At 65.0% G+C, this 21,285-nt stretch carries 23 protein-coding genes; 4 read left to right on the top strand and 19 right to left on the bottom strand.

What is annotated here, in order from left to right:
• Positions 1-105: 105 nt before the first annotated feature.
• From VDP74_RS09085 to VDP74_RS09030, 12 genes are all read right to left on the bottom strand, one after another.
• Positions 106-1,587 carry a DegQ family serine endoprotease gene (locus tag VDP74_RS09085; protein WP_322999310.1) on the bottom strand — a complete coding sequence of 494 codons (1,482 nt, stop codon included), beginning with the start codon at positions 1,585-1,587 and terminating at the stop codon, positions 106-108.
• A 23-nt stretch (positions 1,588-1,610) separates the two neighbouring features.
• Positions 1,611-2,618 (bottom strand): MucB/RseB C-terminal domain-containing protein, encoded by a 1,008-nt coding sequence (locus VDP74_RS09080; RefSeq protein ID WP_322999309.1) that lies wholly within the window; start codon positions 2,616-2,618, stop codon positions 1,611-1,613.
• A complete protein-coding gene (locus VDP74_RS09075) occupies positions 2,618-3,124 on the bottom strand; it encodes a sigma-E factor negative regulatory protein (protein WP_322999308.1) in 507 nt (168 codons plus the stop codon). The genes VDP74_RS09080 and VDP74_RS09075 overlap by 1 nt, the downstream gene beginning before the upstream one ends.
• Before the next feature lie 9 nt (positions 3,125-3,133).
• Positions 3,134-3,733, bottom strand: a complete 600-nt coding sequence (gene rpoE / locus VDP74_RS09070; RefSeq protein ID WP_322999307.1) for an RNA polymerase sigma factor RpoE — start codon at positions 3,731-3,733, stop codon at positions 3,134-3,136.
• 19 nt (positions 3,734-3,752) lie between these two features.
• Positions 3,753-4,982: a beta-ketoacyl-ACP synthase II gene (fabF, locus tag VDP74_RS09065; protein ID WP_322999306.1), complete on the bottom strand. Its 1,230-nt coding sequence runs from the start codon at positions 4,980-4,982 to the stop codon at positions 3,753-3,755.
• A 140-nt stretch (positions 4,983-5,122) separates the two neighbouring features.
• Positions 5,123-5,362 carry an acyl carrier protein gene (gene acpP, locus VDP74_RS09060; protein ID WP_043680887.1) on the bottom strand — a complete coding sequence of 80 codons (240 nt, stop codon included), beginning with the start codon at positions 5,360-5,362 and terminating at the stop codon, positions 5,123-5,125.
• Positions 5,363-5,548: 186 nt separating this feature from the next.
• Positions 5,549-6,289, bottom strand: a complete 741-nt coding sequence (fabG, locus tag VDP74_RS09055) for a 3-oxoacyl-ACP reductase FabG (RefSeq protein WP_322999305.1) — start codon at positions 6,287-6,289, stop codon at positions 5,549-5,551.
• Position 6,290: 1 nt separating this feature from the next.
• On the bottom strand, positions 6,291-7,223 hold the full coding sequence (gene fabD / locus VDP74_RS09050) for an ACP S-malonyltransferase (RefSeq protein ID WP_322999304.1): 933 nt from the start codon (positions 7,221-7,223) through the stop codon (positions 6,291-6,293).
• An 11-nt stretch (positions 7,224-7,234) separates the two neighbouring features.
• The gene (locus VDP74_RS09045) at positions 7,235-8,209 is read right to left on the bottom strand and encodes a beta-ketoacyl-ACP synthase III (RefSeq protein ID WP_322999303.1); all 975 of its coding nucleotides are present in this window, start codon (positions 8,207-8,209) and stop codon (positions 7,235-7,237) included.
• 19 nt (positions 8,210-8,228) lie between these two features.
• Positions 8,229-9,287, bottom strand: coding sequence for a phosphate acyltransferase PlsX (plsX, locus tag VDP74_RS09040; protein WP_322999302.1), 1,059 nt, complete (start codon positions 9,285-9,287; stop codon positions 8,229-8,231).
• A 28-nt stretch (positions 9,288-9,315) separates the two neighbouring features.
• The gene (gene rpmF, locus VDP74_RS09035; RefSeq protein ID WP_298013908.1) at positions 9,316-9,498 is read right to left on the bottom strand and encodes a 50S ribosomal protein L32; all 183 of its coding nucleotides are present in this window, start codon (positions 9,496-9,498) and stop codon (positions 9,316-9,318) included.
• 65 nt (positions 9,499-9,563) lie between these two features.
• Positions 9,564-10,070 carry a YceD family protein gene (locus VDP74_RS09030; RefSeq protein WP_322999301.1) on the bottom strand — a complete coding sequence of 169 codons (507 nt, stop codon included), beginning with the start codon at positions 10,068-10,070 and terminating at the stop codon, positions 9,564-9,566.
• 122 nt (positions 10,071-10,192) lie between these two features.
• Here VDP74_RS09030 and VDP74_RS09025 point away from each other — a divergent pair, with 122 nt between their 5' ends.
• Positions 10,193-10,780 (top strand): Maf family nucleotide pyrophosphatase, encoded by a 588-nt coding sequence (locus VDP74_RS09025; protein ID WP_322999300.1) that lies wholly within the window; start codon positions 10,193-10,195, stop codon positions 10,778-10,780.
• Positions 10,781-10,785: 5 nt separating this feature from the next.
• Entirely contained in the window at positions 10,786-11,493 is a 708-nt protein-coding gene (locus tag VDP74_RS09020; protein ID WP_322999299.1) for an SAM-dependent methyltransferase, read from the top strand.
• Here the strand turns inward: VDP74_RS09020 and VDP74_RS09015 are convergent, their stop codons facing one another.
• Both VDP74_RS09015 and VDP74_RS09010 read right to left on the bottom strand, forming a co-directional pair.
• On the bottom strand, positions 11,494-12,228 hold the full coding sequence (locus tag VDP74_RS09015; protein ID WP_322999298.1) for an HAD-IA family hydrolase: 735 nt from the start codon (positions 12,226-12,228) through the stop codon (positions 11,494-11,496). It abuts the gene before it with no gap.
• The gene (locus VDP74_RS09010; RefSeq protein ID WP_416232959.1) at positions 12,225-13,181 is read right to left on the bottom strand and encodes an RluA family pseudouridine synthase; all 957 of its coding nucleotides are present in this window, start codon (positions 13,179-13,181) and stop codon (positions 12,225-12,227) included. Before VDP74_RS09010 ends, VDP74_RS09015 begins: the two co-directional genes overlap by 4 nt.
• 468 nt (positions 13,182-13,649) lie before the next feature.
• Between VDP74_RS09010 and VDP74_RS09005 the strand changes: the two genes are divergently transcribed.
• Positions 13,650-16,520: an Rne/Rng family ribonuclease gene (locus VDP74_RS09005; protein ID WP_322999296.1), complete on the top strand. Its 2,871-nt coding sequence runs from the start codon at positions 13,650-13,652 to the stop codon at positions 16,518-16,520.
• Positions 16,521-16,606: 86 nt separating this feature from the next.
• On the opposite strand, the gene mdtI is transcribed toward VDP74_RS09005, so the two are convergent.
• Both mdtI and VDP74_RS08995 read right to left on the bottom strand, forming a co-directional pair.
• Positions 16,607-16,939 carry a multidrug/spermidine efflux SMR transporter subunit MdtI gene (mdtI, locus tag VDP74_RS09000; protein ID WP_322999295.1) on the bottom strand — a complete coding sequence of 111 codons (333 nt, stop codon included), beginning with the start codon at positions 16,937-16,939 and terminating at the stop codon, positions 16,607-16,609.
• 3 nt (positions 16,940-16,942) lie between these two features.
• Positions 16,943-17,317 (bottom strand): SMR family transporter, encoded by a 375-nt coding sequence (locus VDP74_RS08995; RefSeq protein ID WP_322999294.1) that lies wholly within the window; start codon positions 17,315-17,317, stop codon positions 16,943-16,945.
• A gap of 104 nt (positions 17,318-17,421) precedes the next feature.
• On the opposite strand from VDP74_RS08995, the gene VDP74_RS08990 reads away from it, so the two are divergent.
• The gene (locus VDP74_RS08990) at positions 17,422-18,297 is read left to right on the top strand and encodes a LysR family transcriptional regulator (RefSeq protein WP_322999293.1); all 876 of its coding nucleotides are present in this window, start codon (positions 17,422-17,424) and stop codon (positions 18,295-18,297) included.
• Positions 18,298-18,336: 39 nt separating this feature from the next.
• Here the strand turns inward: VDP74_RS08990 and accD are convergent, their stop codons facing one another.
• Genes accD through trpB form a run of 3 tightly spaced genes read right to left on the bottom strand, consistent with a single transcriptional unit; the run spans position 18,337 to position 21,257 of the window.
• Entirely contained in the window at positions 18,337-19,218 is an 882-nt protein-coding gene (gene accD / locus VDP74_RS08985; protein WP_322999292.1) for an acetyl-CoA carboxylase, carboxyltransferase subunit beta, read from the bottom strand.
• Entirely contained in the window at positions 19,215-20,048 is an 834-nt protein-coding gene (trpA, locus tag VDP74_RS08980; protein ID WP_322999291.1) for a tryptophan synthase subunit alpha, read from the bottom strand. Before trpA ends, accD begins: the two co-directional genes overlap by 4 nt.
• 9 nt (positions 20,049-20,057) lie before the next feature.
• Positions 20,058-21,257 carry a tryptophan synthase subunit beta gene (trpB, locus tag VDP74_RS08975; RefSeq protein WP_322999290.1) on the bottom strand — a complete coding sequence of 400 codons (1,200 nt, stop codon included), beginning with the start codon at positions 21,255-21,257 and terminating at the stop codon, positions 20,058-20,060.
• Positions 21,258-21,285: the final 28 nt, after the last annotated feature.

The following is a 21,285-nucleotide window of genomic DNA, read 5'->3' as shown; positions in this document are numbered from 1 at the left end:
TGGGGAAGGCAGACCGGCATGCCGTCAAAAAAGAGGGCGCCGCAAGGCGCCCCCTTCGGTACAGGCCGTATTTTAGCTTTTTCCCGCCGGGGAATCCCTAGCGGATCATTGCAGCTTGATGATCACCCACTGGGATTGCTGATCCCGGCTGACCAGCAGCACCACCGGATTGGATTTATCCAGGCCTTTGACGACCTTTTCGTACTGCGCCGGGCTGGTGATGTCGGTATTGTTCACCCGCAGGATGATGTCGCCTTCCTCGATGCCCACATCCGCCGCCGCGCCTTCGGAGCGGCTGACCACCACGCCCTGGTCCAGGCCCGAATCCGCCGGCAGGGGCTTGACGCTCAGGCCCAGGCGATCGGCGCCGTCCTTGGCGGGGGCCTCGGGATTGGACGAGGCGGCTGCCTTCTGGTCCAGTTCCGCGACCTTGGTCTTCAGTTCCAGCGACTTGCCCTTGCGCCAGACCTGGATCGTGGCCTCGGTGCCAGGCTGGGTCGACCCGACCAGGCGCGGCAGATCCGTCATGTGCTTGATGGTCTGGCCATTGAAGGCCGTGATCACGTCACCGGCATGCACGCCCGCCTTGGCGGCCGGGCCATCGGCTTCGACGCTGCTGACCAGGGCGCCCTGCGACGTGCCCAGCCCCAGGGCCTTGGCGACGTCATCCTGGACTTCCGTGATCTGCACGCCGATGCGACCGCGCGTGACCTTGCCGTGCGCCTTGAGCTGGTCCACCACCCGCATCACTTCATCGATCGGGATGGCCAGGGAAATCCCCATGAAACCGCCGCTGCGCGAGATGATCTGGGAATTGATACCCACCACCTGGCCCTGCAGATTGATCAGCGGGCCGCCCGAGTTGCCGGGGTTGACTGCCACGTCGGTCTGGATGAAGGGCAGATAATCGCCGGTATCCCGATTGATGGCGCTGACAATGCCGGCCGTCACGGTGGAGTCCAGCCCGAACGGCGAACCGATGGCCAGCACCCATTGGCCTTTCTTCAGCTTGTCGGAATCCCCGATCGCCAGGGGCGTGAGGCCGGTGGCATCGATCTTCAGCAAGGCGATATCCGTGCGCGCGTCGGTGCCGATGACCTTGGCCTTGTATTCCTTGCCGTTGGTCATGGTGACGAAGATGCCGTTGGAATTATCCACGACATGGTTGTTCGTCAGGACATAGCCATCGCTGGACAGGATGAAGCCCGACCCGATGCCACGCGGCACGGTGCGTTCCTTGGGCGTGGGCTGATTGGGCTGGGCATGCGGCCGCTGTTGCTGCTGCGGCCCGTATCCCGGCGGCATGAAATCCGGTCCGAAGAACCAGCGGAACAGATCGGAGGGATCCCCGCCGCCGGGCCCCGTGGGCGAGCGGCGCACCGGCACGGCCTCGGTCGTGCGGATATTGACGACGGAACCTTCGGTCTCGGAAACGACCTGTGTGAAATCCGGCAGCGCGGCGGTCGCCGATACAGCGGATTCAGCCTGGGCGGCGCCCATCGGTGCTGCCGAGATCAGCAGCAGGCCGGCGGCAGCGCCCGCAAACGCTCGCTTTACACCCAATGCTCGGGGCAAATTGAAAGCCATGGAGTTCTCCTTGGAAGAATGAGTTAGCGGGCAGCTTGCGGCACGTATTGCACGGCACGGGCCAGATCACGAACCGTCTGGGCGGGTGCTTCGCCAACGGCAGTCAACCAAAAGGACGCCAGACGCATCCGATAGATATTGACTGCTCCTTGCCGCAGGTCTCCCTGTCTGATGTTTTGATCACGTTTCGGGTCAAAGGTTTCAATGAAAACCGAAATGGCGGCCAGACCGTCGGAAACCACCAGCTGGTTCACGGCGTGATCCGGCCCGATCTGACGCGATAATTCGGCCACAGGCTGGAAACCGGGCGGCAGCGTGAAACGCCAGCCCTGGGCCTGCAGGTCCGTGGGCGCGCTGGATTCCGTCACCAGCTGCCAGTCGCGGGTGTCCCAATGAGAGCTCAGGGCCGCCGGCTGCACATCGGAGCCCATGCGGATGCTGCTGAACGCCACCTGATCCACCAGGTGGCCCGCAGGATCCAGCGTCTGGGATTTCAGCAACAGGTGCGTCTTGGCATCGGTGCAGATGCGGTAGCTGTAGCGCAGATGGTCGCGCGCCTTGAGCTCGGACATCGCGCATTCCCGCCCCGCGATCCGGTAGATGCGGGACGAGGCGCGCCAGTCATAATGCGTGGCGATGGCCTGGGCATTGCCCAGCAACAGGCCCGGGAAGTGGTCGCTGCGCGCGGGCTGGACGATCACGAGCTTGTGATCCGGTCGCAGGCACTGTTCGACGCCGTTCTGGCGCAGGCATTCGCGCGGGGCGCCGTCCAGCACTTCCAGGCGCTCTCGCTCGCCCGTGCCGTCGACCAGATGCACCAGCCGGGATGCCTGCAGGATGTGCCCCTGCTGATAGACGTAGATACCGGAGTAATCCAGCGCCCGGGCAGCCTGCTGAACCTGCTGTAAAAACGCCAGGGCATCGCTGCCGGGCTTTGGAGCAGAAGGAGCCGCCTGGGCACCTGCACACAGCACCAGCCCCGCCAGCAGGCCGCAGGCCCATCGGGCGGAACTACCCTGCCACGTCACCATCAGTGGGACCCCATGCCGTCATAGGAAACCTGGCGCACCGGGCCTGCGCCGGCCATGTCCTGGTGCGCCGCCATGTAATCGGCCAGGCTGGGGTCGTTGGTTTCAGGTTCGGCGGCCTGGGCCAGGACCGGCGTGCTGGCCGGCGCCGCATCCGGCCCGGACAGAAAAGGTTTGGCCATCCAGACCACCGACGCCACCGCTGCCGCCACCGCCAGGCTGGACAGTCCGAAACGCCAGGCACGATGGCGTGCCAGCGGCGCCGGCGCGACGATGGCCGGCTCGGCGGCCACGGCGGCCGACACCCGCGCATAGAAGCGTTCGGACGGCTGAATGGCCAGATCCTGGCTGCGCATGACGTCGCCGATCAGGTGATAAGTATCCCAGACCTGTCGGCCATAGGGGCTGTCGAGTTCTTCGGCCCGCAGATCGGCTTCGCCATCCACCCAGGACGAAACCGACGCTTCCCAATCATGGTCCACGACGGACGGTTCATGCTTGATATTCATGAGGGCTCCTTACCAGCGGCGTGCCGGGTCTTGTTCCATGACCGGCCGCAAGCGGCTGGCAATGGCTTCCCGCGCCCGGAAGATCCGGGATCGGACCGTCCCGATCGGACACTGCATGGTGCTGGCAATATCTTCATAACTCATCCCCTCGATCTCTCGCAACACGATTGCCGTCCGCAAGTCTTCGGGCAGAGCCTCGATCGCTTCGTTGACGGTCTGGGCGATCTGGCGACTGGCCATCATCGATTCGGGCGTGCTCTGATCACTTAGGCCATCGATCTGGTCAAAAGTTTCACCGTCATCGTTTTCCAGTACGGAAACCGTGGTCGGCCGTCGAAAATTGGCCGCCTGCCAGTTGCGGGCCGTATTGATGGCGATGCGATACAACCAGGTATAGAAGGCGCTGTCGCCCCGGAACTGCGGCAAGGCGCGATAGGCCTTGATGAAGGCTTCCTGGGCGACGTCCTCGACGTCGGCGGGATCGTGGATCATGCGCGACAGCAGGCGCATGATCTTGCGCTGGTATTTGATCACCAGCAGGTCGAAGGCGTGCCGTTCGCCGCGCCGCACGCGTTCGACCAGCGCGAGGTCGACCTCGCGCTCGCTCATGCGGAGTCTCCGACGAAGGTCAGAACCGCCTCACGATCATGGAGCCGTTGGTGCCGCCAAACCCGAAGGAATTGGACAAGGCGACGTCGATCTTCAGATCGCGAGCCTGGTTGGCACAGTAATCCAGGTCGCATTCCGGGTCCTGGTTGAACAGATTGATGGTCGGGGGCGAGATCTGGCGATACACCGCCAACGTCGTGAAGACGGCTTCGATCCCGCCGGCGGCCCCCAGCAAGTGGCCCGTCATGGACTTGGTGGAATTGACGACCAGTTTGCGAGCATGATCCCCGAACGCCAGCTTCAGGGCCTCGGTTTCGTTTTTGTCACCCAGCGGGGTGGATGTGCCGTGCGCATTGACGTAGCTGATCTCGTCCGCGTTCACGCCGCTGTTGCGCAAGGCGTGCAGAATGCCCCGGCGCGGACCGTCCTGGTCGGGGCTGGTGATGTGATGTGCGTCGGAACTCATGCCGAAACCCAGGAACTCGCCATAGATGCGAGCGCCGCGACGTTTGGCGTGTTCGTATTCTTCCAGCACCAGCACCCCGGCGCCTTCGCCCAGGACGAAGCCGTCGCGGTCGCGGTCCCAGGGGCGCGAAGCCGTGGCGGGATCGTCGTTGCGCGTGGACAAGGCGCGCATGGCGGCAAACCCCCCCATGCCCAGCGGGGAGACGGAGCTTTCGGCGCCGCCCGCGACCATCACGTCGGCATCGCCGTATTCGATCAGGCGGGCTGCGTCGCCGATGGAGTGCAGGCCAGTGGTGCAGGCCGAGACCACCGCATAGCTGGGGCCCTTGAGGCCCAGCATGATGGACAACTGGCCCGAAATCAGATTGATCAGGGAAGCCGGTACGAAGAACGGCGAGATCCGTCGAGCGCCGCGCTGCAGGTATTCGGTCTGCATTTCCTCGATGCGCGGCAGGCCGCCGATGCCCGAACCGATGATGGTGCCGATGCGGTCTGCGTTTTCACCCGTGATTTCCAGGCCGGAATCGCGCCAGGCCTGTATGCCGGCCGCCACGCCATAATGGATGAAGGTATCCATCTGTTTGGCTTCCTTGGCGCTCATGTAGTCGGTGACCTGAAAGCCTTTGACTTCGCCCGCAATCTGGCTGTTGAGCACCGAGGCGTCGAATCGCGTCACCCGCCCGATCCCGGAGCGGCCATGGATGAGGTTGTCCCAGGCGGTATCGACATCATTTCCCACAGGCGACACGATGCCCAATCCGGTTATGACGACTCGTCGTTTCACATACGGCTCCTGAAAAGAAAAAGGCAGTTCATGGCAGATCATCAGGTCGGACACGCAGACCTGCCTGCCCGATGATCACCCGTCACGAACTGCCATGGCCCGGACGCGGCGGACTACGCCTGCGTCGGGTCGAAATGAGATTACTGTTTGCTATGCGAGGTGATGTAATCGACCGCCTGCTGCACCGTCGTGATTTTCTCGGCTTCCTCGTCGGGGATTTCCGTTTCGAATTCGTCTTCGAGCGCCATCACGAGCTCGACCATATCGAGCGAATCGGCACCGAGGTCGTCAAGGAAGGAAGATTCGTTTTTGATCTCGGCTTCGTTGACGCCAAGTTGCTCAGCGACGATCTTCTTGACGCGCTGTTCGATGCTTTCCATGCATATCTCCAGTTAGGAAAAATCCCGCGAATTATAGCCAAACGAGGACAGCTGGGCTGCGGGTCTTAGTCAAAAAAAAGCAGCTCGGGACCAGACGACTATACGCTGGACGATTGAAGCACCGAGATCTGCCTACTGAGTTTGAACGGATTTTACCTTAGACGGGTGTCGTCCGTTCTCTTTACCCTACATGTACATACCACCATTGACGTGCAAGGTCGTGCCTGTTACATAGCCCGCCTGGGGGCTGGCCAGGTAGGCGACTGCATGCGCGATTTCTGCCGCAGAGCCCAAACGCCCCAGGGGAATCTGCTGCAGGATCGCTGCCGTTTGCGTGTCGTTGAGCGCGCGTGTCATGTCCGTATCGATAAAGCCGGGCGCCACGCAATTGACCGTGATGCCGCGGCTGCCGAGTTCCTGGGCCAGGGCGCGCGACATGCCTGCCACGCCGGCCTTGGCCGCCGCGTAGTTCGCCTGCCCCGGGTTGCCGCTGTAGCCCACCACCGAGGTGATGTTGACGATGCGGCCCCAGCGGGCCTTCATCATGGTCTTGGCGACACCGCGCGACAACCGGAACACGGCCGACAGGTTGGTGTTCAGCACGGCGGCCCAGTCTTCGTCCTTCATGCGCAGGATCAGCCCGTCGCGGGTGATGCCGGCATTGTTGACCAGGATGTGGGGGCCGCCCTGCCCTGCCAGTTCTGCCAGCAGCGCATCGCAGCTCGCAGCATCATCGACATTCAGGACCGTGCCACGCCCGCCCTGGGGAGCCAGGGCTTCGGTGATGCCGTCCGCGCCCGCCTGCGAGGTCGCGGTGCCCACGACTGTTGCACCGGCGGCGGCCAGTTCCAGGGCCACAGCGCGGCCAATGCCGCGCGATGCGCCGGTGACCAGGGCGATCTTGCCCGTCAGAATGGGTTCTGCCATATCAGCCTCTCAAGGCGTCCAGCGTCTGTTGCAGCGACGCCGGATCGGTAATGTTGAAGGTTGTCAGATCGCGGTCGATGCGCTTGACCAGGCCGGTCAGGACCTTGCCCGGACCGCACTCGACCAGATGGGTGACGCCGTCGCGCTTCATCGCCTGGATCGTCTCCACCCAGCGCACCGGATGCCAGGCCTGACGCACCAGCGCGTCGCGGATGGCAGCCGGTTCTGTCGGCGAGGCCACATCCACATTATTGATCAGGGGAACGGCGGGCGCACGCAGATCGATGTCGGCCAGCGCCTGTGCCAGCGTATCCGCCGCAGGCTTGAGCAAGCGGGAGTGAAAAGGCGCGGACACCGGCAGGGTGACGGCGCGCTTGGCGCCGGCCGCCTTGGCCAGTTCGCAGGCCCGCTCGACTGCAGCCGCATGGCCCGCGATCACGACCTGGGCTGGCGCGTTGTAGTTCACGGCCTCGACGATCTGGTCGCCGGATGCCTGAAGACAGGCCTGGCGCACGGCGTCGTCATCCAGCCCCAGGATGGCGGCCATGCCGCCCTCGCCCACGGGGACCGCAGACTGCATGGCCTGGGCACGCACCCGGACGGTACGCACGGCGTCGCCCAGGTCCAGCGCCTCGGCCGCCACCAGCGCGGAGTATTCCCCCAGGCTGTGCCCGGCCACGATGGCGGGCGCAGCGCCGCCGGCCTGCTGCCAGGCGCGATACATGGCGACGGAACACAGCAGCATGGCGGGTTGGGTATTGGTCGTCAGATTCAGGGATTCGGCCGGCCCCTGGGCGATCAGGCCCGTCAGGTCTTCGCCCAGGGCATCATTGCCCTGCTGCAGAACGGCCTGCACGCCGGCGTGATCCGCCCAGGCGTCCATCATGCCCACGGCCTGCGAACCTTGGCCTGGAAATACGAATGCGATCTTCATGTGCGTGAGCCTTACAGTCTGACGAGGACGGAACCCCAGGTAAAGCCGCCGCCGACGCCCTGCAGCAGGGCCAGTTGCCCCGGGCGGATGCGTCCGTCGCGCCAGGCCACGTCGAATGCCAGGGGGACGCTGGCCGCCGACGTATTGGCGTGTTTGTCCAGCGTCACGATCACCTTGTCCTCGGGCAGGCCGAGCTTGCGGCTGATGAAATTCAGGATGCGGACGTTGGCCTGGTGCGGCACCATCCAGTCCAGCGCCGACAGTTCGATGCCGGCCTCTTCGCAGACCTCGTGCGCCGAGCGCGTCAGCGAGTTGACGGCCAGCTTGAATACGGCCTGACCGTCCATGCGCAGGAACGGATCGCCAGTGACCTGGCCGCCGGTCACGCTGCCCGCAGCGCACAAAATGTGCTGCTGGCGCCCGTCGGCATTGAGTTTGGCCGCCAGGATGCCGGGTTCTTCCGAGGCGCTGAGCACCATGGCCCCTGCCCCGTCGCCGAACAGCACGCAGGTGCGCCGATCGTTCCAGTCGAGGATGCCGGAAAAGACCTCGGCGCCGATCACCAGGGCATGGCGGGCGCGGCCGGCGCGAATCATCGCATCGGCGGTCGCCATGGCATAGACGAAGCCGCTGCACACGGCCTGCACGTCGAAGGCAGCGGCGCCGCCGACGCCCAGGTTGGCCTGCACCACACAGGCCGTGCTGGGGAAGATGAAATCGGGCGTGGACGTCGCGACGATGATCAGATCCAGGTCGTCGGCCCGCAAGCCGGCGTTTTCCAGCGCGGCGCGCGCCGCAGCCGTGGCCAGGGTGCTGGTCTTGGTGCCGGGATCGGCGATATGGCGTTGGCGGATGCCGGTGCGTTCGACGATCCAGTCATCGGACGTTTCCACGCCGCGCGTGGCCAGGTCGGCAGCCAGATCATCGTTGGTGACGACACGAGGGGGCAGATAGCCGCCCGTTCCGGTAATCCTGGCGTAAGGCATATCGATTCCGAAAAAGAAACTAGACAGCCTGGGCGGCATCGCCCTGCGAGGGCGAAGGCACGCGGCTGCGCAAGGCATCCAGGCGCTGGATGGTGCCCTGGAGCAGGCCGTTCAGGACAGCCTCGCGGGCACGCTGCAGCGCCTGCCCGTAGGCATAGATATCGGCCGAGCCGTGGCTTTTGATGACGATGCCACGCAAGCCCAGCAGCGCTGCGCCATTGTAGCGGCGATTGTCCACCCGATCGCGGAAGCGGCGCAACACGGGCGTGGCCACCAGGCCGGCCGTCATGGTGAAGGGCGAACGGCGGAATTCCTCGCGCATCATGGTGCCGATCATCCGCGCCAGGCCTTCGACCGATTTCAGGACGACATTGCCGACGAAGCCATCGCAGACGACCACGTCGACCGTGCCTTTGAAAATATCGTCGCCTTCCACGTTGCCGTAGAAGTTCAGCCCGCTGGCGCGCAGCAGCTCGGCTGCCTGTTTGACGACCTCGTTGCCCTTGATGAGTTCCTCGCCGATGTTCAACAGGCCGACCGAAGGCTGGGCCTGGCGATCCACCGCCGACACCAGGGCCGCGCCCATCAGGCCGAACTGCAACAGGTGCTCGGCAGAGCAATCGACGTTGGCGCCCAGGTCCAGCACCGTGGTGGCCCCGCCTTTCTGGTTGGGCAAGGCAGTGGCGATGGCGGGCCGGTCAATCCCGTCCAGCGTCTTCAGGACATAGCGGGAAATGGCCATCCAGGCGCCGGTGTTGCCGGCCGAGACAGCGGCATCGGCGCGGCCGTCCTTGACGGCCTGGGCCGCCACCCGCATGGACGAGTCCTTCTTGCGGCGCAGGGCGACCTCGACCGAGTCGTGCATGGTGACGACTTCGGAAGCGTGCAGGACGTCGAACTGGCCGGCGGTCACCACGTGCTGCGCCAGCATGGAACGAATCTGGGATTCGTCCCCCACCAGCAGGCAGCGGGTATCGGGATGCGCCTGGGCAAACGCCACCGCCGCCGGCACCGTGACGGGCAGGCCGTGATCGCCGCCCATGCAATCGATGGCGACGGTAAGAGTGTGATCGGGCATTGAGCGCGATGAAAACCGAGGCGCCGGATTACTCGTCGTTCTTGGTCTTCAGGACCTTGCGGCCGCGATACACGCCGTTGGGGCTGATGTGATGGCGCAGGTGCTGTTCGCCGGTGGTGGGCTCGATGGCCGTGGCCGGAGCCGTCAGGAAATCGTGCGAGCGATGCATGCCGCGCTTGGACGGGCTCTTTTTGTTCTGCTGGACAGCCATGATGACTCCTGTGTTCGGGGCCGCCTATTTTAAGGTAAGCGCGAACCCGCGTGTTAAATGATGATTCAGTGTTTCCTGAGCTGTTCGAGAACGGCAAAGGGCGAAGGTTTGGTCACATCCTGGTGTTCCGATTCATCCGCAGCCCCGGGGCAGACATCGTGCCGGGGGGCGTAAGGCAAAGCCAGAATCAATTCGTCTTCGATCAGCGCCAGGACATCCAGCTGCCGATCGGCGATCAGATATTCGACGTCGGTGCCTTCTCCGGCGGATTCCATTGCGTCCAGGGCATCCAGCTGGGCCTGGTTTTTCACCAGCCCAACCGTATTGTCCACCTGCACGGACAGCACCAAAGGCCCCAGGCACCGCTGACAAATCAGCGTCACCGACCCTTGGGCATGGATATCCAGCCACATCCGGCCCGTGCCGGCATCCTGCCGGCCAGCCACGCGCCAGGCAATTTCAGCATCCTGAGGCACCGGAAGACCCTGGCAAAGACGCGCGAACTCAAAGGCTTTCCGGCTGCCTTCCAGCACCCGGCCTGCCTGCGAGAACTCCAAGGCATCAACGACCATGAATTCTGACTTCCAGGAAAACTCTAGATTTTACTTGGCAACGGCAATTTAATCAATTTGACGTATCGGCCCACCCCTGCCGGGCGCAGTACACTGCCGGTTCCCACTGCACGGCTTCGTTCATGACCCTTATTCTGGCCTCCAGTTCCATCTACCGGCGCGAATTGCTGCAGCGGCTGCAGTTGTCCTTCCAATGCCACTCGCCCGACATCGACGAACGCCCGCTGCCGGGCGAATCCCCCCGCGACCTGGCCTGGCGGCTGGCACGGGGAAAGGCCGACCGGGTCCTGGCCGAATACCCCGGCGCCCTGGTGATCGGCTCTGACCAGGTCGCCGCCTGCGAAGGGCGGGCCATCGGCAAACCGGGCACCCACGAGGCCGCCCGCGCGCAGCTGCGGCATTTCAGCGGCCGCGAGGTCCTGTTCCACACGGCGGTCTGTGTCACCGACGGCCAATCGCACCTGCAGGACGAAATCACGACCCACTGCGAATTCCTGCCCCTGAACGACGCCCAGATCGAACATTACCTGCGCACCGAACAACCCTATGATACGGCGGGCAGCGCCAAGGCCGAGGCACTGGGCATCGCCCTGATGGCCCGCATGCGCAGCGACGACCCCACCGCCCTGATCGGCCTGCCCCTGATTGCAGTTTGCCGCATGCTGCGGGCCTTCGGCCTGGATCCCTTGCAACCCACTCCATCCGCCTGATTCCCATGACCATCCTGCATCTCATTCCCGTCGGATTGGGCGAATCCGCCCCGGATCGCTGGCTGCCCCAGGCCGCCCGAGAGATCACTACGCAGCTGCGCTACTTCGTCGCCGAGAACGCCAAGTCCGCGCGGGCATTCCTGAAACTGATCGGCACCCAGGTCCCGCTGCAGGACATCACGATCCACACCCTGAAGGCCGACAGCACGCCGCAGGACATCCGCAGCTGGCTGGATGCCGTACCCGCCGACCAGGATCTGGGTCTGGTGTCCGAAGCGGGCTGCCCGGCGGTGGCGGACCCCGGGGCGCTGGTGGTGGCCCAGGCGCATGCGCGCGGCCTGCGGGTACTGCCCTGGACAGGGCCGTCGTCGATCATGCTGGGGCTGATGGCCAGCGGCCTGCAAGGGCAGCGTTTCGCCTTTCATGGCTACGCGCCGGTCAAGGCGCATGAACGCGACGCGCAGTTGCGGGCCTGGGAATCCGTGTCGCACAAACAACAGCAGACGCAAATCCTGATTGAAACGCCCTATCGCAACAAGGCGATGTTCGATGCGCTGCTGCAAACGCTGCGGGACACGACACGCGTGTGCGTGGCCAGTTCGCTGACCTGCGCGGACGAATCCATCCTGACCCGGACAGTCGCCCAGTGGCGCAAGACGGGGGCGCCGGATTTCGACAAGAAACCGACGCTGTTCCTGTTTCTGGCCAGCTGATCAGGCCACCCGCGCCCGGATCCAGGCCTGCATGCCGGGCACCGTGCCGACCAGCGCCGTCGGCTGGGCGGATTCCAGCAAGGACGCCCGGTGCGCACCGTAGGACACGGCCAGACTGTCGATACCGGCGGCCTTGGCCATGAGGACGTCGTGCGTGGTGTCGCCGACCATCAGTGCGGATCCGGGACTCAGATCCAGTTCGGCCAGCAGCTGTTCCAGCATGTCGGGATCGGGTTTGCCCCGGGCCTCGTCCACGGTACGGGTAGCCTGGAACAGGCCCTGCAGGCCCAGGCGGTCGATGGACGTATCCAGCCCTCGGCGGCTTTTGCCGGTGGCGACTGCCAGCACCACGCCCTGGGCGTGCAGGTCGCGCAACAGCTGGGCCTGCCCGTCGAACAGGTGCATGTCGTCCAGCAGATGCATGAAATGAGCCTTGTAGCGTTCGGCAAAGGCATCGGCCTGGTCAGCCCGCAGCTCTGGGACCAGCTGATACAGGGCCGACTGCAGGGATAGCCCGATGACCCAGCCGGCCTGTTCCCGGGTGGGTTCGCGCAGGCCCAGGTCGCGACAGGCGCCGATCAGGGCGCCGACGATGTGGTGCGTGGAATCCAGCAGCGTGCCGTCCCAGTCGAAGATCACGGCCCGGTAGGCCGCACGGGTGGCGCCGGCAATCGAACCGGCGGGTGCCGGCGCCGCCAGGGGAGCGTTCTGTGTCATGTCGTCCAAAAGAGTCATTGCATCGAATCCAGCCGATCCAGCACGGCCTGGCATGCCGGCGGCAACGGTGCTTCCAGCACCAGAAGTTCGCCCGTCACCGGATGGGGAATCTCCAGCCGATGGGCATGCAGGAACATGCGCCGGAAGCCCTGGGCAAAGAGGGCCGCGCGAATTGCGTCCGGCCCGTATTTCTCGTCGCCCGCGATGGGATGGCCCTGAGAAGCCAGATGCACCCGGATCTGATGCGTGCGCCCGGTGCGCAATTCGGCGCCCAGCAGCGACCAGGCGCCACCATAGCGGTGTTTCAGGGTGATGATGGTATGTGCAGGCTTGCCCAGGGGATCGACCCGCACGCGGCGCTCGCCCCCGGGGGTCAGGTATTTCAGCAGCGGCAGACGGATGCGCTGGCGATCATTGACCCAGTCGCCCACCACCAGGGCCAGATAGTGCTTGCGCCCTTGGCTGTTGCGCATCATGTCGTGCAGGGCCACCAGGGCCTTGCGGCTGCGGGCGATCATCAGCACACCGGACGTTTCCCGGTCCAGCCGGTGGGCCAGTTCCAACAGGCGTTCGTCCGGGCGGGCGGCCCGCAGCTGTTCGATGACGCCAAAGGACACGCCGCTGCCGCCATGCACGGCCACCCCCGCCGGTTTGTCGATGACCAGCAGATGGGCGTCTTCGTACAGCACGGGAAACGTAGCCGGAGGCGCAGCCGGCCGCGCGGCGGGATCGGGCAGCCGCAGCGGCGGGATGCGCACCAGGTCGCCGACCTGCACCCGCGTGTCGGCGCGGCAGCGCCCCTTGTTGATGCGCACCTGTCCATCGCGGATGGCCTTGTACAGATGGCTTTTGGGCACGCCCTTGTTCAGGCGCAGCAAAAAATTGTCCAGCCGCTGGCCCGCCGATTCGCTATCCACCACCACCTGGCGGACGGCCGGACGGCGTTCGGGAGACATATCTATTTTGCGCATAGGGAAAAGCGGCATATAATCACAGCAGCCTATAGAGGCCGAAAACCGCCAGACGTAGAGACGCAAGGCATGCGCTCCGCCGGGCTGCAGGGACATCATTGTACTGCCTGGGTTTCGGTTTCTGGGTCCTTGGTCGCCGGCCCTGTCCCGGTTTCCCTGCCCCGCACATCGGGCAGGGCAATCGACAAGCCGCGTGCGACGCCGCAGGTTTCTGCTCGCTCTTCCGCACCGGACGCCGCGTTTCGCGCGTCCGCCGTTCCCAGCAACTTTTCGTCAACCACGACCGTGCCCTTGACCTCCCTGCTGCCAGAACCTCGCGCCCACCAGCGCGCCGTGCCACTCTTACCGGAGACTGGCGCGGCCTGATTTCGTCCGCAGCCACCTCCACGCAGACTGCCGCTATGCACACCGAGTGACCCGTGGTCGTGCGCCGAATCCGGCGCACCCTGACAACGGAGAAACCCACTCATGAAACGCATGCTGTTCAATGCGACGCACCAAGAAGAACTACGCGTCGCTATTGTCGATGGCCAGAAACTCATCGATCTGGACATTGAAACTGCCGGGCGCGAACAGCGCAAAGGCAACATCTACAAAGGTGTCATCACTCGCATCGAACCGGGCCTCGAAGCCTGCTTCGTCAGCTACGGTGAAGAACGCCACGGCTTCCTGCCCTTCAAGGAAGTTGCCCGCACTTACTTCAAGGAAGGCGTGGACGTGCGCACGGCGCGCATCCAGGACGCCCTGACCGAAGGCCAGGAACTCATCATCCAGGTCGAAAAGGAAGAGCGCGGCAACAAAGGCGCGGCCCTGACGACCTTCATCTCGCTGGCGGGCCGCTATCTGGTCCTGATGCCCAACAACCCGCGCGGCGGCGGCGTCTCGCGTCGCGTGGAAGGCGAAGACCGCCAGGAACTGCGCGACACCATGGACCAGCTGGACATCCCGGCCGGCATGAGCATGATCGCCCGCACGGCCGGCATCGGCCGCAGCGTCGAAGAACTGCAGTGGGACCTGAACTACCTGCTGCAGCTCTGGACCGCCATCGACGGCGCCGCGCGCGAAAACAAGGCTCCGATCCTGATCTACCTGGAATCCAGCCTGGTCATCCGTGCCATCCGCGATTATTTCTCGCCCGAAATCGGCGAAATCCTGATCGACACGGACGACATCCACGATCAGGCCCTGGCCTTCATGAGCGTGGTCATGCCCGACAACGTCAATCGCGTGAAACGCTACCGCGACGACGTGCCGCTGTTCTCCCGCTTCCAGATCGAACACCAGATCGAGACCGCGTACTCGCGCACGGTGACGCTGCCTTCGGGCGGCGCCATCGTCATCGATCACACCGAGGCCCTGGTGGCCGTGGACGTGAACTCGGCGCGCTCCACCCGGGGTGCCGACATCGAGGAAACCGCCCTGCGCACCAACGCGGAAGCGGCCGACGAAGTCGCCCGCCAGTTGCGCCTGCGCGACCTGGGCGGCCTGATCGTGATCGACTTCATCGACATGGAAGAAAGCAAGAACCAGCGGGCCGTCGAACAGCGCCTGCGCGATGCCTTGCACTTCGATCGGGCGCGCGTCCAGATGGGCAAGATTTCCCGCTTCGGCCTGATGGAACTGTCCCGTCAGCGCCTGCGCCCCGCCCTGAACGAAGGCTCGCACGTCACCTGCCCGCGCTGCACCGGCACCGGCGTCATCCGCGACGCGGAATCCAGCGCCCTGCACGTGCTGCGCCTGCTGCAGGAAGAAGCCATGAAAGAAGGCACTGCCGCCCTGCACGCCCAAGTGCCGGTGGACGTCGCCACCTTCCTGCTGAACGAGAAACGCCACGACATCAGCCAGATCGAATCGCGCCTGAAGGTCAACCTGGTCCTGATCCCCAACAAGTCCCTGGAAACGCCGCATCATCACATCGAACGACTGCGCCACGATGATCCGCGCCTGGACGAAACCAAGACCAGCTTCGAACTGGTCCAGGAACCGGAAGACAAGGTCGTCTGGCAACCCAATAAGGACCAGGAAGCCAAATCGCGCCCCGAAGCCCTGGTCAAGGGCATCCAGCCCGCCCAACCGGCGCCGCACCATGTCGAACGCCCGGCCAAGGCCGCTGCCCCGACGCCGGCCCCCGCTGCCGACGCGGGCGGCCTGTTCAAGCGCATCCTGTCCTGGTTCACCGGCTCGGGCACTCAAACGGCCGCTCCTGCGGAATCCGCTCCGTCCAACCCCGCCCGCCGCGAAGACGACAGCCGTCGCCGCAATGGCGCCAGCCGCCACAACGGCCGCCGCTCGGAATCCCGTTCCAACGGCCGCGGCGAACGCAACAGCCGCGCTGAAAAGGCAGAATCCCAGGATCGCGTCGAGCGCACGGAAAAATCCGCCGACAGCCGCTCTGCACAGCGCCGCGAACGCAATTCGGACGACCGCGCAGCCCAGACGGCAAAGCCCGCCATCCCCGCCGCCGATGCCATGCAAGACTCGGTGGAACCGCGTCGCAGCCGCAGCCGTCGAGGCCGGGGCCGCAGCCGTGCCGAAGACGCCCAGGACCAGGTCGCAGGCGAGGCCGTGGAACTGACCGCAACAGCGGCAGCCGTCGCAGCCGCCCCGATTGCGGAATTCCCGGCGCCTGCCCTGGCCCAGGACGATGAACAGATCATCGCCCAGACGCCCATCGACACCGACGCCAGCCCCGTAGCCGGCCCGGCCGTGGACATCGAAGGCGATACCGGCCTGGACAGCCCGGACCCGGAACGCAAGCGCCGCCGCCGTCGCGGCCGTCGCGGTCGTCGCACCGGCGAAGGCGTGGAATCCACGACCGACACCGAATCGCTGGACGCGGCTGAATCCAGCGCCAGCGATCTCGAAACGCACGAAACGCCGCGCTTCGACCCCGAGGCCCTGGGCGCTGCCGAGCAGGCCAGCGCACCGGACGCAGGCGATACGGCCCCGGCTCCCGCGCCGCAAGCCGAACCGGCCGATCCCGTCGACGTAGCGGCCGCACCGACCGACGACACCTTCGACGCCCCGGCTGTCACCGAAGTCGTAACGCCAGCACCGGTCGTCGAGCCCGAGCCTGAGCCCATGGCGCAGGTGCAAACAGCCGCCGAGCCGGCATCTGTGCTTGCACCGGAACCGGTTCAAACCTCCGACAGCAGCCACCCGATCGTCCTGCCGCCCATCGACGAATCCCTGCGTTCCGCGGGAATGCAGCTCATCGAAACCCGGGCAGGGACTGCGCCGGCCGAACCCGTCGCACCGCCCAAGCCCCTGGGCCGTGCCCGCAAGGCCGTCGCCACGACGCAGGCGGAACCCCTGCAGCAGGTGGAAACCACGCACTGATGACAGTGCGGCCGATCGCTCCCGACAGGGGCGACCGGCGCAGCCCGGCCTCTGAAAAGACGCCGGGCTTTTTTGCGTTCAATCCTTCAATGTGAGAGCTTCAGCAGAAGCACGCCGAACACGATGCTGGCGATGCCCAGCCAGCCCAGACGGCTCAGCCGCTGCCGGAACAGCAGCAGGCCGGACACAGCGGTCAGAAAAATCCCCATGCCCCCCCACAAGGCATAGGCGATGGACAGATCGATGCCCTTGATCGCCTGCGACAGCGCGGTGAACGACATCAGGATGCTGGCGATGCCAAGCAAGCCGTACCTGCGCCGACGAAATCCGTCGGAATACTTGATGAGGACATTGGCGGCCACTTCCAGCACAATGGCCGCCGCCATGAAGGCGTAATGGATGAATCCGGCGTTCTGCATGGATCAAGGCTCCGGGATCGCGCAAGCACCGCTGGGGCATTCACCGGGCCCATCAGACGCGCCCAGGTTGACCAGCACCACGCCGGCCAGCAGTGCGCCCAGGCCCAGCAGTTTGAACGGATCCAGGGTTTCGCCGAAATACCGCAGGCCGATCAGCGTGACGCAGATCAGTCCCAGGCTTTCCCACACCGCGTAGGCCAAGGCCAGGGGCAGGTATTTGACAGCCGGAGCCAGGAACACGAATGACAGGCCGATCATGACGTACATGAGCAGCCAGGCAAACGGGGAACCGGACAGCGAAACATGCTTCATGACGGTGACGCCGGCGACTTCGACGGCCACCGCCGCCAGCAGGCATAACCAGGGGCGTAGAAACACGGCACACCTCTTGAGACGGACAACAACGATATGAACGCCATTTTCATTCTGATTCATGGATTCATAAAGTTGATGTCCATCTGATTTGTCGATAAAGTTGCCACATGCAATGGAATATCGATCAACTGCGCCAGTTCGTCGCCACGGCGGAATACGGCTCCATCAGCGCTGCCTCGCGGCAATTGGGCAAGGCGCAGTCCGCCGTCAGCACGGCGGTCAGCCTGCTGGAAGCCGATCTGGGGGTGACGTTGTTCGACCGCAGCGGACACCGCGCGACCCTGTCCGACGCTGGGCAGCTGCTGCTGCGGGAAGCCCGGGAACTATTGCGCCAGGCGCATGAACTGGATCAGCGGGCGCGATCCCTGGCCGAGGGCAGCGAACCCAGGCTGGCCCTGGCATTCGACGAGGCTCTGCCGTATGCCGCGATCAACGCCTTGCTGGGAGAGATCTCCGAACGCTTCCCCGAACTGGAACTGACCCTGCTCAACGGCACGGCCACGGAAGTCGCCGAATACGTCGAACAAGGCCGTGCCGATATCGCCTTCCATTTCGAGCGCGGCCCGCTGCACGATGGTTTCGATCAACGCCACCTTGGGACATTGCCCCAGGGCGTCTTCGTGGCCAGCGGCCACGCCCTGCTGCAATCCGACTCCGTCGGGCGGCGGGACCTGGCGCGCCACCGGCAGCTGCTGATGTGCGCGGAAGACCTCGAGGCCCAAGCCTACAGCCCGAGAATCTGGCGTTCCGACAGTTTCTATACGATCGCGGGGATGGTTGCAGCCAGGCTGGGCTGGGCCGTCCTGCCGGTACACATTGCCGCCTACGACGACTATCCGCGCCCGCTGCGGCAGGTGGCCTGCCCGTCGCTGGCCCTGCCTCCCCTGCCCATGCGCATGTTCTGGCCGCTGGGGCGCCCGCTGGGCGCCACAGCGCAATGGATCGGCGCGCGATTCGCGGAATTGATGCGGGAACTGCCCTGAAGGGGCGGCCGCGCCGGCAGCCGCCCGGGACGAGCCGTGTCAGGCCGCCTTGCAGACGACTTCGATCGGCTGGCGGGTGAACAGCGCCAGCAGGTGGGCCAGTTCAGTCTGCATTTCGCGGCGATCCACGACGCAGTCGATGGCGCCTTTGGCCAGCAGGAATTCCGCCCGCTGGAAGCCTTCCGGCAATTTTTCACGCACGGTCTGTTCGATCACGCGCGGGCCGGCAAAGCCGATCAGGGCATTGGGTTCGGCCATGACGACGTCGCCCATGAAGGCAAAGGACGCAGACACGCCACCCATGGTCGGATCCGTGAGGATGCTGATGAAGGGCAGGCCGGCCTCGGACAACTGATGCAACATGGCGGTGGTTTTTGCCATCTGCAGCAGGGAAAACAGGGATTCCTGCATGCGAGCGCCCCCGGAGGACGACACGCAGATGAATGGCATGCGGCGGTCGATGGCTTCCTGGACGCCCCGAGCGAAGCGTTCGCCCACCACCGAACCCATCGAGCCGCCCATGAAGGCGAACTCGAAGCAGGCCAGGACGGCAGGGACCGAAAGAATCGTGCCGCTCATGACGACCATGGCTTCGGACTCGCCGGTCTGTTTGGTCGCCTCGGAAACGCGTTCCGGGTACCTGCGCGAATCCTTGAATTTCAGGGGATCCATGGGACGCGTCTGGCCGCCGATCTCGGTGCGGCCTTCCGGGTCCAGCAGCGCATTGATGCGCGCCCGCGCCCCGATCCGCATGTGGTGGCTGCACTTGGGGCAGACATTCAGGGTTGCCAGCAGATCTTCCTTGTAAAGGACGGATTCGCAGGACGGGCATTTGACCCACAGGCCCTCGGGCACCCGCTTGGATGCCGATTCGCTCTGGCGGTTGATGCGCGGGGGCAGAATTTTTTCGAACCAGCTCATGCTTGACCTTTTTGGACGTGATCGAGAGCCTGGCGGACGTCGGCCAGCCACGCAGCCGCAGCGCCGATCGCAGCCTGGGGGCCATCGCTGCGCGAGGCCGTCTCGATGATTTGAATCAGTTTGCTGCCGATGACGACAGCATCGGCATGCTGCGCCAGCCGAGCGGCGCTGGCCGCATCCCGGATGCCGAAACCGACGCCGACCGGGATGCCGACATGGCGGCGGATGGTGGCCAGGTGCCGGGCGACGTCGTCGGTATCCAGATGGCCGGCGCCGGTGACGCCTTTCAGGGACACATAGTACACATAACCCCGGGCCAGACGGGCAACGTCGGCCATCCGGGCCTCGGTGGAGGTCGGCGCCAGCAGATAGATGGGATCGACACCGGCCGCCGACAGGCTGGTGGCGAAATCGACGGATTCTTCCGGGGTGTAGTCCACGACCAGGACCCCGTCGACGCCCGCCTGGGCGGCGCGCCGCACGAAGTCGTCCCGACCCATGCATTCGATGGGATTGGCATATCCCATCAGCACGACGGGCGTGTGGTCGTCATGACGGCGGAATTCGGCCACCAGGTCCAGCACCCGGGCCAGGCTGGTGCCGGCCGCAATGGCGCGCTCCCCGGCCTGCTGGATGACCGGGCCGTCGGCCATCGGGTCCGAAAACGGCACGCCCAGTTCGATGACGTTGGCGCCCGCTGCCACCAGCGCCTGCATCAGGGCAGGCGTGGACGTGACCAGAGGATCTCCGGCAGTGATGTACGGGATCAGGGCCGTGCCCCCCGACAGGCCGGCAAAGGTGGCGGCCAGGCGGTGATTGGATGCAGTCAAGAAAGGCTCCTAAAGCGCGATGCCGCTGGTTTCGGCCACGGTATGCATGTCTTTGTCGCCGCGCCCCGACAGGTTGACCAGGATGATCTGGTCCTTGGGCAGCGTGGGCGCGAGTTTGGCCGCATAGGCGATGGCATGGGCAGATTCCAGCGCGGGCATGATGCCTTCGATGCGGCAGCAGTTGTGGAAGGCGGCAAGGGCTTCCTGGTCGGTGATGCCCACGTACTGGGCCCGCCCCGAATCCTTCAGCCAGGCATGTTCCGGCCCAACGCCCGGGTAGTCCAGGCCGGCCGAGATGGAATGGGTTTCGGTGATCTGGCCGCTGGCGTCCTGCAGCAGGTACGTGCGGTTGCCGTGCAGCACGCCGATCACCCCGCGATTCAGGGATGCGGCGTGATGACCGCTGTCCAGGCCTTCACCCGCCGCCTCGACGCCGATCAGGCGCACGGATTCATGTTCGATATAGGGGTGGAAGATGCCGATGGCGTTGGACCCACCGCCCACGGAAGCTACCACGTAGTCGGGCTGACGGCCGGCGTCGCGCGGCATCTGTTCCAGGCATTCCCGGCCGATGATGGTCTGGAAATCGCGCACCATCAGCGGATACGGGTGGGGACCCGCCACCGTGCCGATGATGTAGAAAGTGTTTTCGACGTTGGTGACCCAGTCGCGCATGGCTTCGTTCAGGGCGTCCTTCAGGGTGCGCGAACCGGATTCCACCGGCACCACCGTAGCGCCCAGCAGCTTCATGCGGTAGACGTTGGAAGCCTGGCGGCGCACGTCTTCGCTGCCCATGTAGACCACGCATTCCAGGCCGTAGCGGGCCGCGACCGTGGCGGTCGCCACGCCGTGCTGGCCGGCGCCGGTTTCCGCGATCACGCGCGGCTTGCCCATGCGGCGGGCCAGCAGCGCCTGGCCGATGCAATTGTTGACCTTGTGGGCGCCGGTGTGGTTCAGGTCTTCGCGCTTGAACCAGATCTGAGCGCCCCCCAGCTGCTGCGACCAGCGCCGGGCATGATAGACCGGGCTGGGGCGTCCGACGAAATGTTCCAGTTCATCGGCAAATTCGCGCAGGAATTCAGGATCGTCCCGGTAATGCTGATAGGCCTTCTGCAGGGCATCCAGGGCGTGCACCAGGGTTTCGGCCACGAACGAACCGCCAAACTGGCCGAAATGCCCCTGGGCATCCGGCAAATGATAGGGCTTCAAATCCAGACTCGCTTCAAAGGTGCCCGAA

The sequence above is a fragment of the Castellaniella sp. genome (genome assembly GCF_034674885.1).
Taxonomy (GTDB): Bacteria; Pseudomonadota; Gammaproteobacteria; order Burkholderiales; family Burkholderiaceae_B; genus Castellaniella.
Note: the sequence above shows the minus strand (reverse complement) of the source record. Positions and strands in the feature narration are given on the sequence as shown.

Coding starts and splice junctions, on each gene's coding strand:
- VDP74_RS09085 (WP_322999310.1), bottom strand. CDS start 1,587: ATGGCTTTCAATTTGCCCCGAGCATTGGGTGTAAAGCGAGCGTTTGCG.
- VDP74_RS09080 (WP_322999309.1), bottom strand. CDS start 2,618: ATGGTGACGTGGCAGGGTAGTTCCGCCCGATGGGCCTGCGGCCTGCTG.
- VDP74_RS09075 (WP_322999308.1), bottom strand. CDS start 3,124: ATGAATATCAAGCATGAACCGTCCGTCGTGGACCATGATTGGGAAGCG.
- rpoE (WP_322999307.1), bottom strand. CDS start 3,733: ATGAGCGAGCGCGAGGTCGACCTCGCGCTGGTCGAACGCGTGCGGCGC.
- acpP (WP_043680887.1), bottom strand. CDS start 5,362: ATGGAAAGCATCGAACAGCGCGTCAAGAAGATCGTCGCTGAGCAACTT.
- fabG (WP_322999305.1), bottom strand. CDS start 6,289: ATGGCAGAACCCATTCTGACGGGCAAGATCGCCCTGGTCACCGGCGCA.
- fabD (WP_322999304.1), bottom strand. CDS start 7,223: ATGAAGATCGCATTCGTATTTCCAGGCCAAGGTTCGCAGGCCGTGGGC.
- VDP74_RS09045 (WP_322999303.1), bottom strand. CDS start 8,209: ATGCCTTACGCCAGGATTACCGGAACGGGCGGCTATCTGCCCCCTCGT.
- plsX (WP_322999302.1), bottom strand. CDS start 9,287: ATGCCCGATCACACTCTTACCGTCGCCATCGATTGCATGGGCGGCGAT.
- rpmF (WP_298013908.1), bottom strand. CDS start 9,498: ATGGCTGTCCAGCAGAACAAAAAGAGCCCGTCCAAGCGCGGCATGCAT.
- VDP74_RS09030 (WP_322999301.1), bottom strand. CDS start 10,070: ATGGTCGTTGATGCCTTGGAGTTCTCGCAGGCAGGCCGGGTGCTGGAA.
- VDP74_RS09025 (WP_322999300.1), top strand. CDS start 10,193: ATGACCCTTATTCTGGCCTCCAGTTCCATCTACCGGCGCGAATTGCTG.
- VDP74_RS09020 (WP_322999299.1), top strand. CDS start 10,786: ATGACCATCCTGCATCTCATTCCCGTCGGATTGGGCGAATCCGCCCCG.
- VDP74_RS09015 (WP_322999298.1), bottom strand. CDS start 12,228: ATGACTCTTTTGGACGACATGACACAGAACGCTCCCCTGGCGGCGCCG.
- VDP74_RS09010 (WP_416232959.1), bottom strand. CDS start 13,181: ATGCGCAAAATAGATATGTCTCCCGAACGCCGTCCGGCCGTCCGCCAG.
- VDP74_RS09005 (WP_322999296.1), top strand. CDS start 13,650: ATGAAACGCATGCTGTTCAATGCGACGCACCAAGAAGAACTACGCGTC.
- mdtI (WP_322999295.1), bottom strand. CDS start 16,939: ATGCAGAACGCCGGATTCATCCATTACGCCTTCATGGCGGCGGCCATT.
- VDP74_RS08990 (WP_322999293.1), top strand. CDS start 17,422: ATGCAATGGAATATCGATCAACTGCGCCAGTTCGTCGCCACGGCGGAA.
- accD (WP_322999292.1), bottom strand. CDS start 19,218: ATGAGCTGGTTCGAAAAAATTCTGCCCCCGCGCATCAACCGCCAGAGC.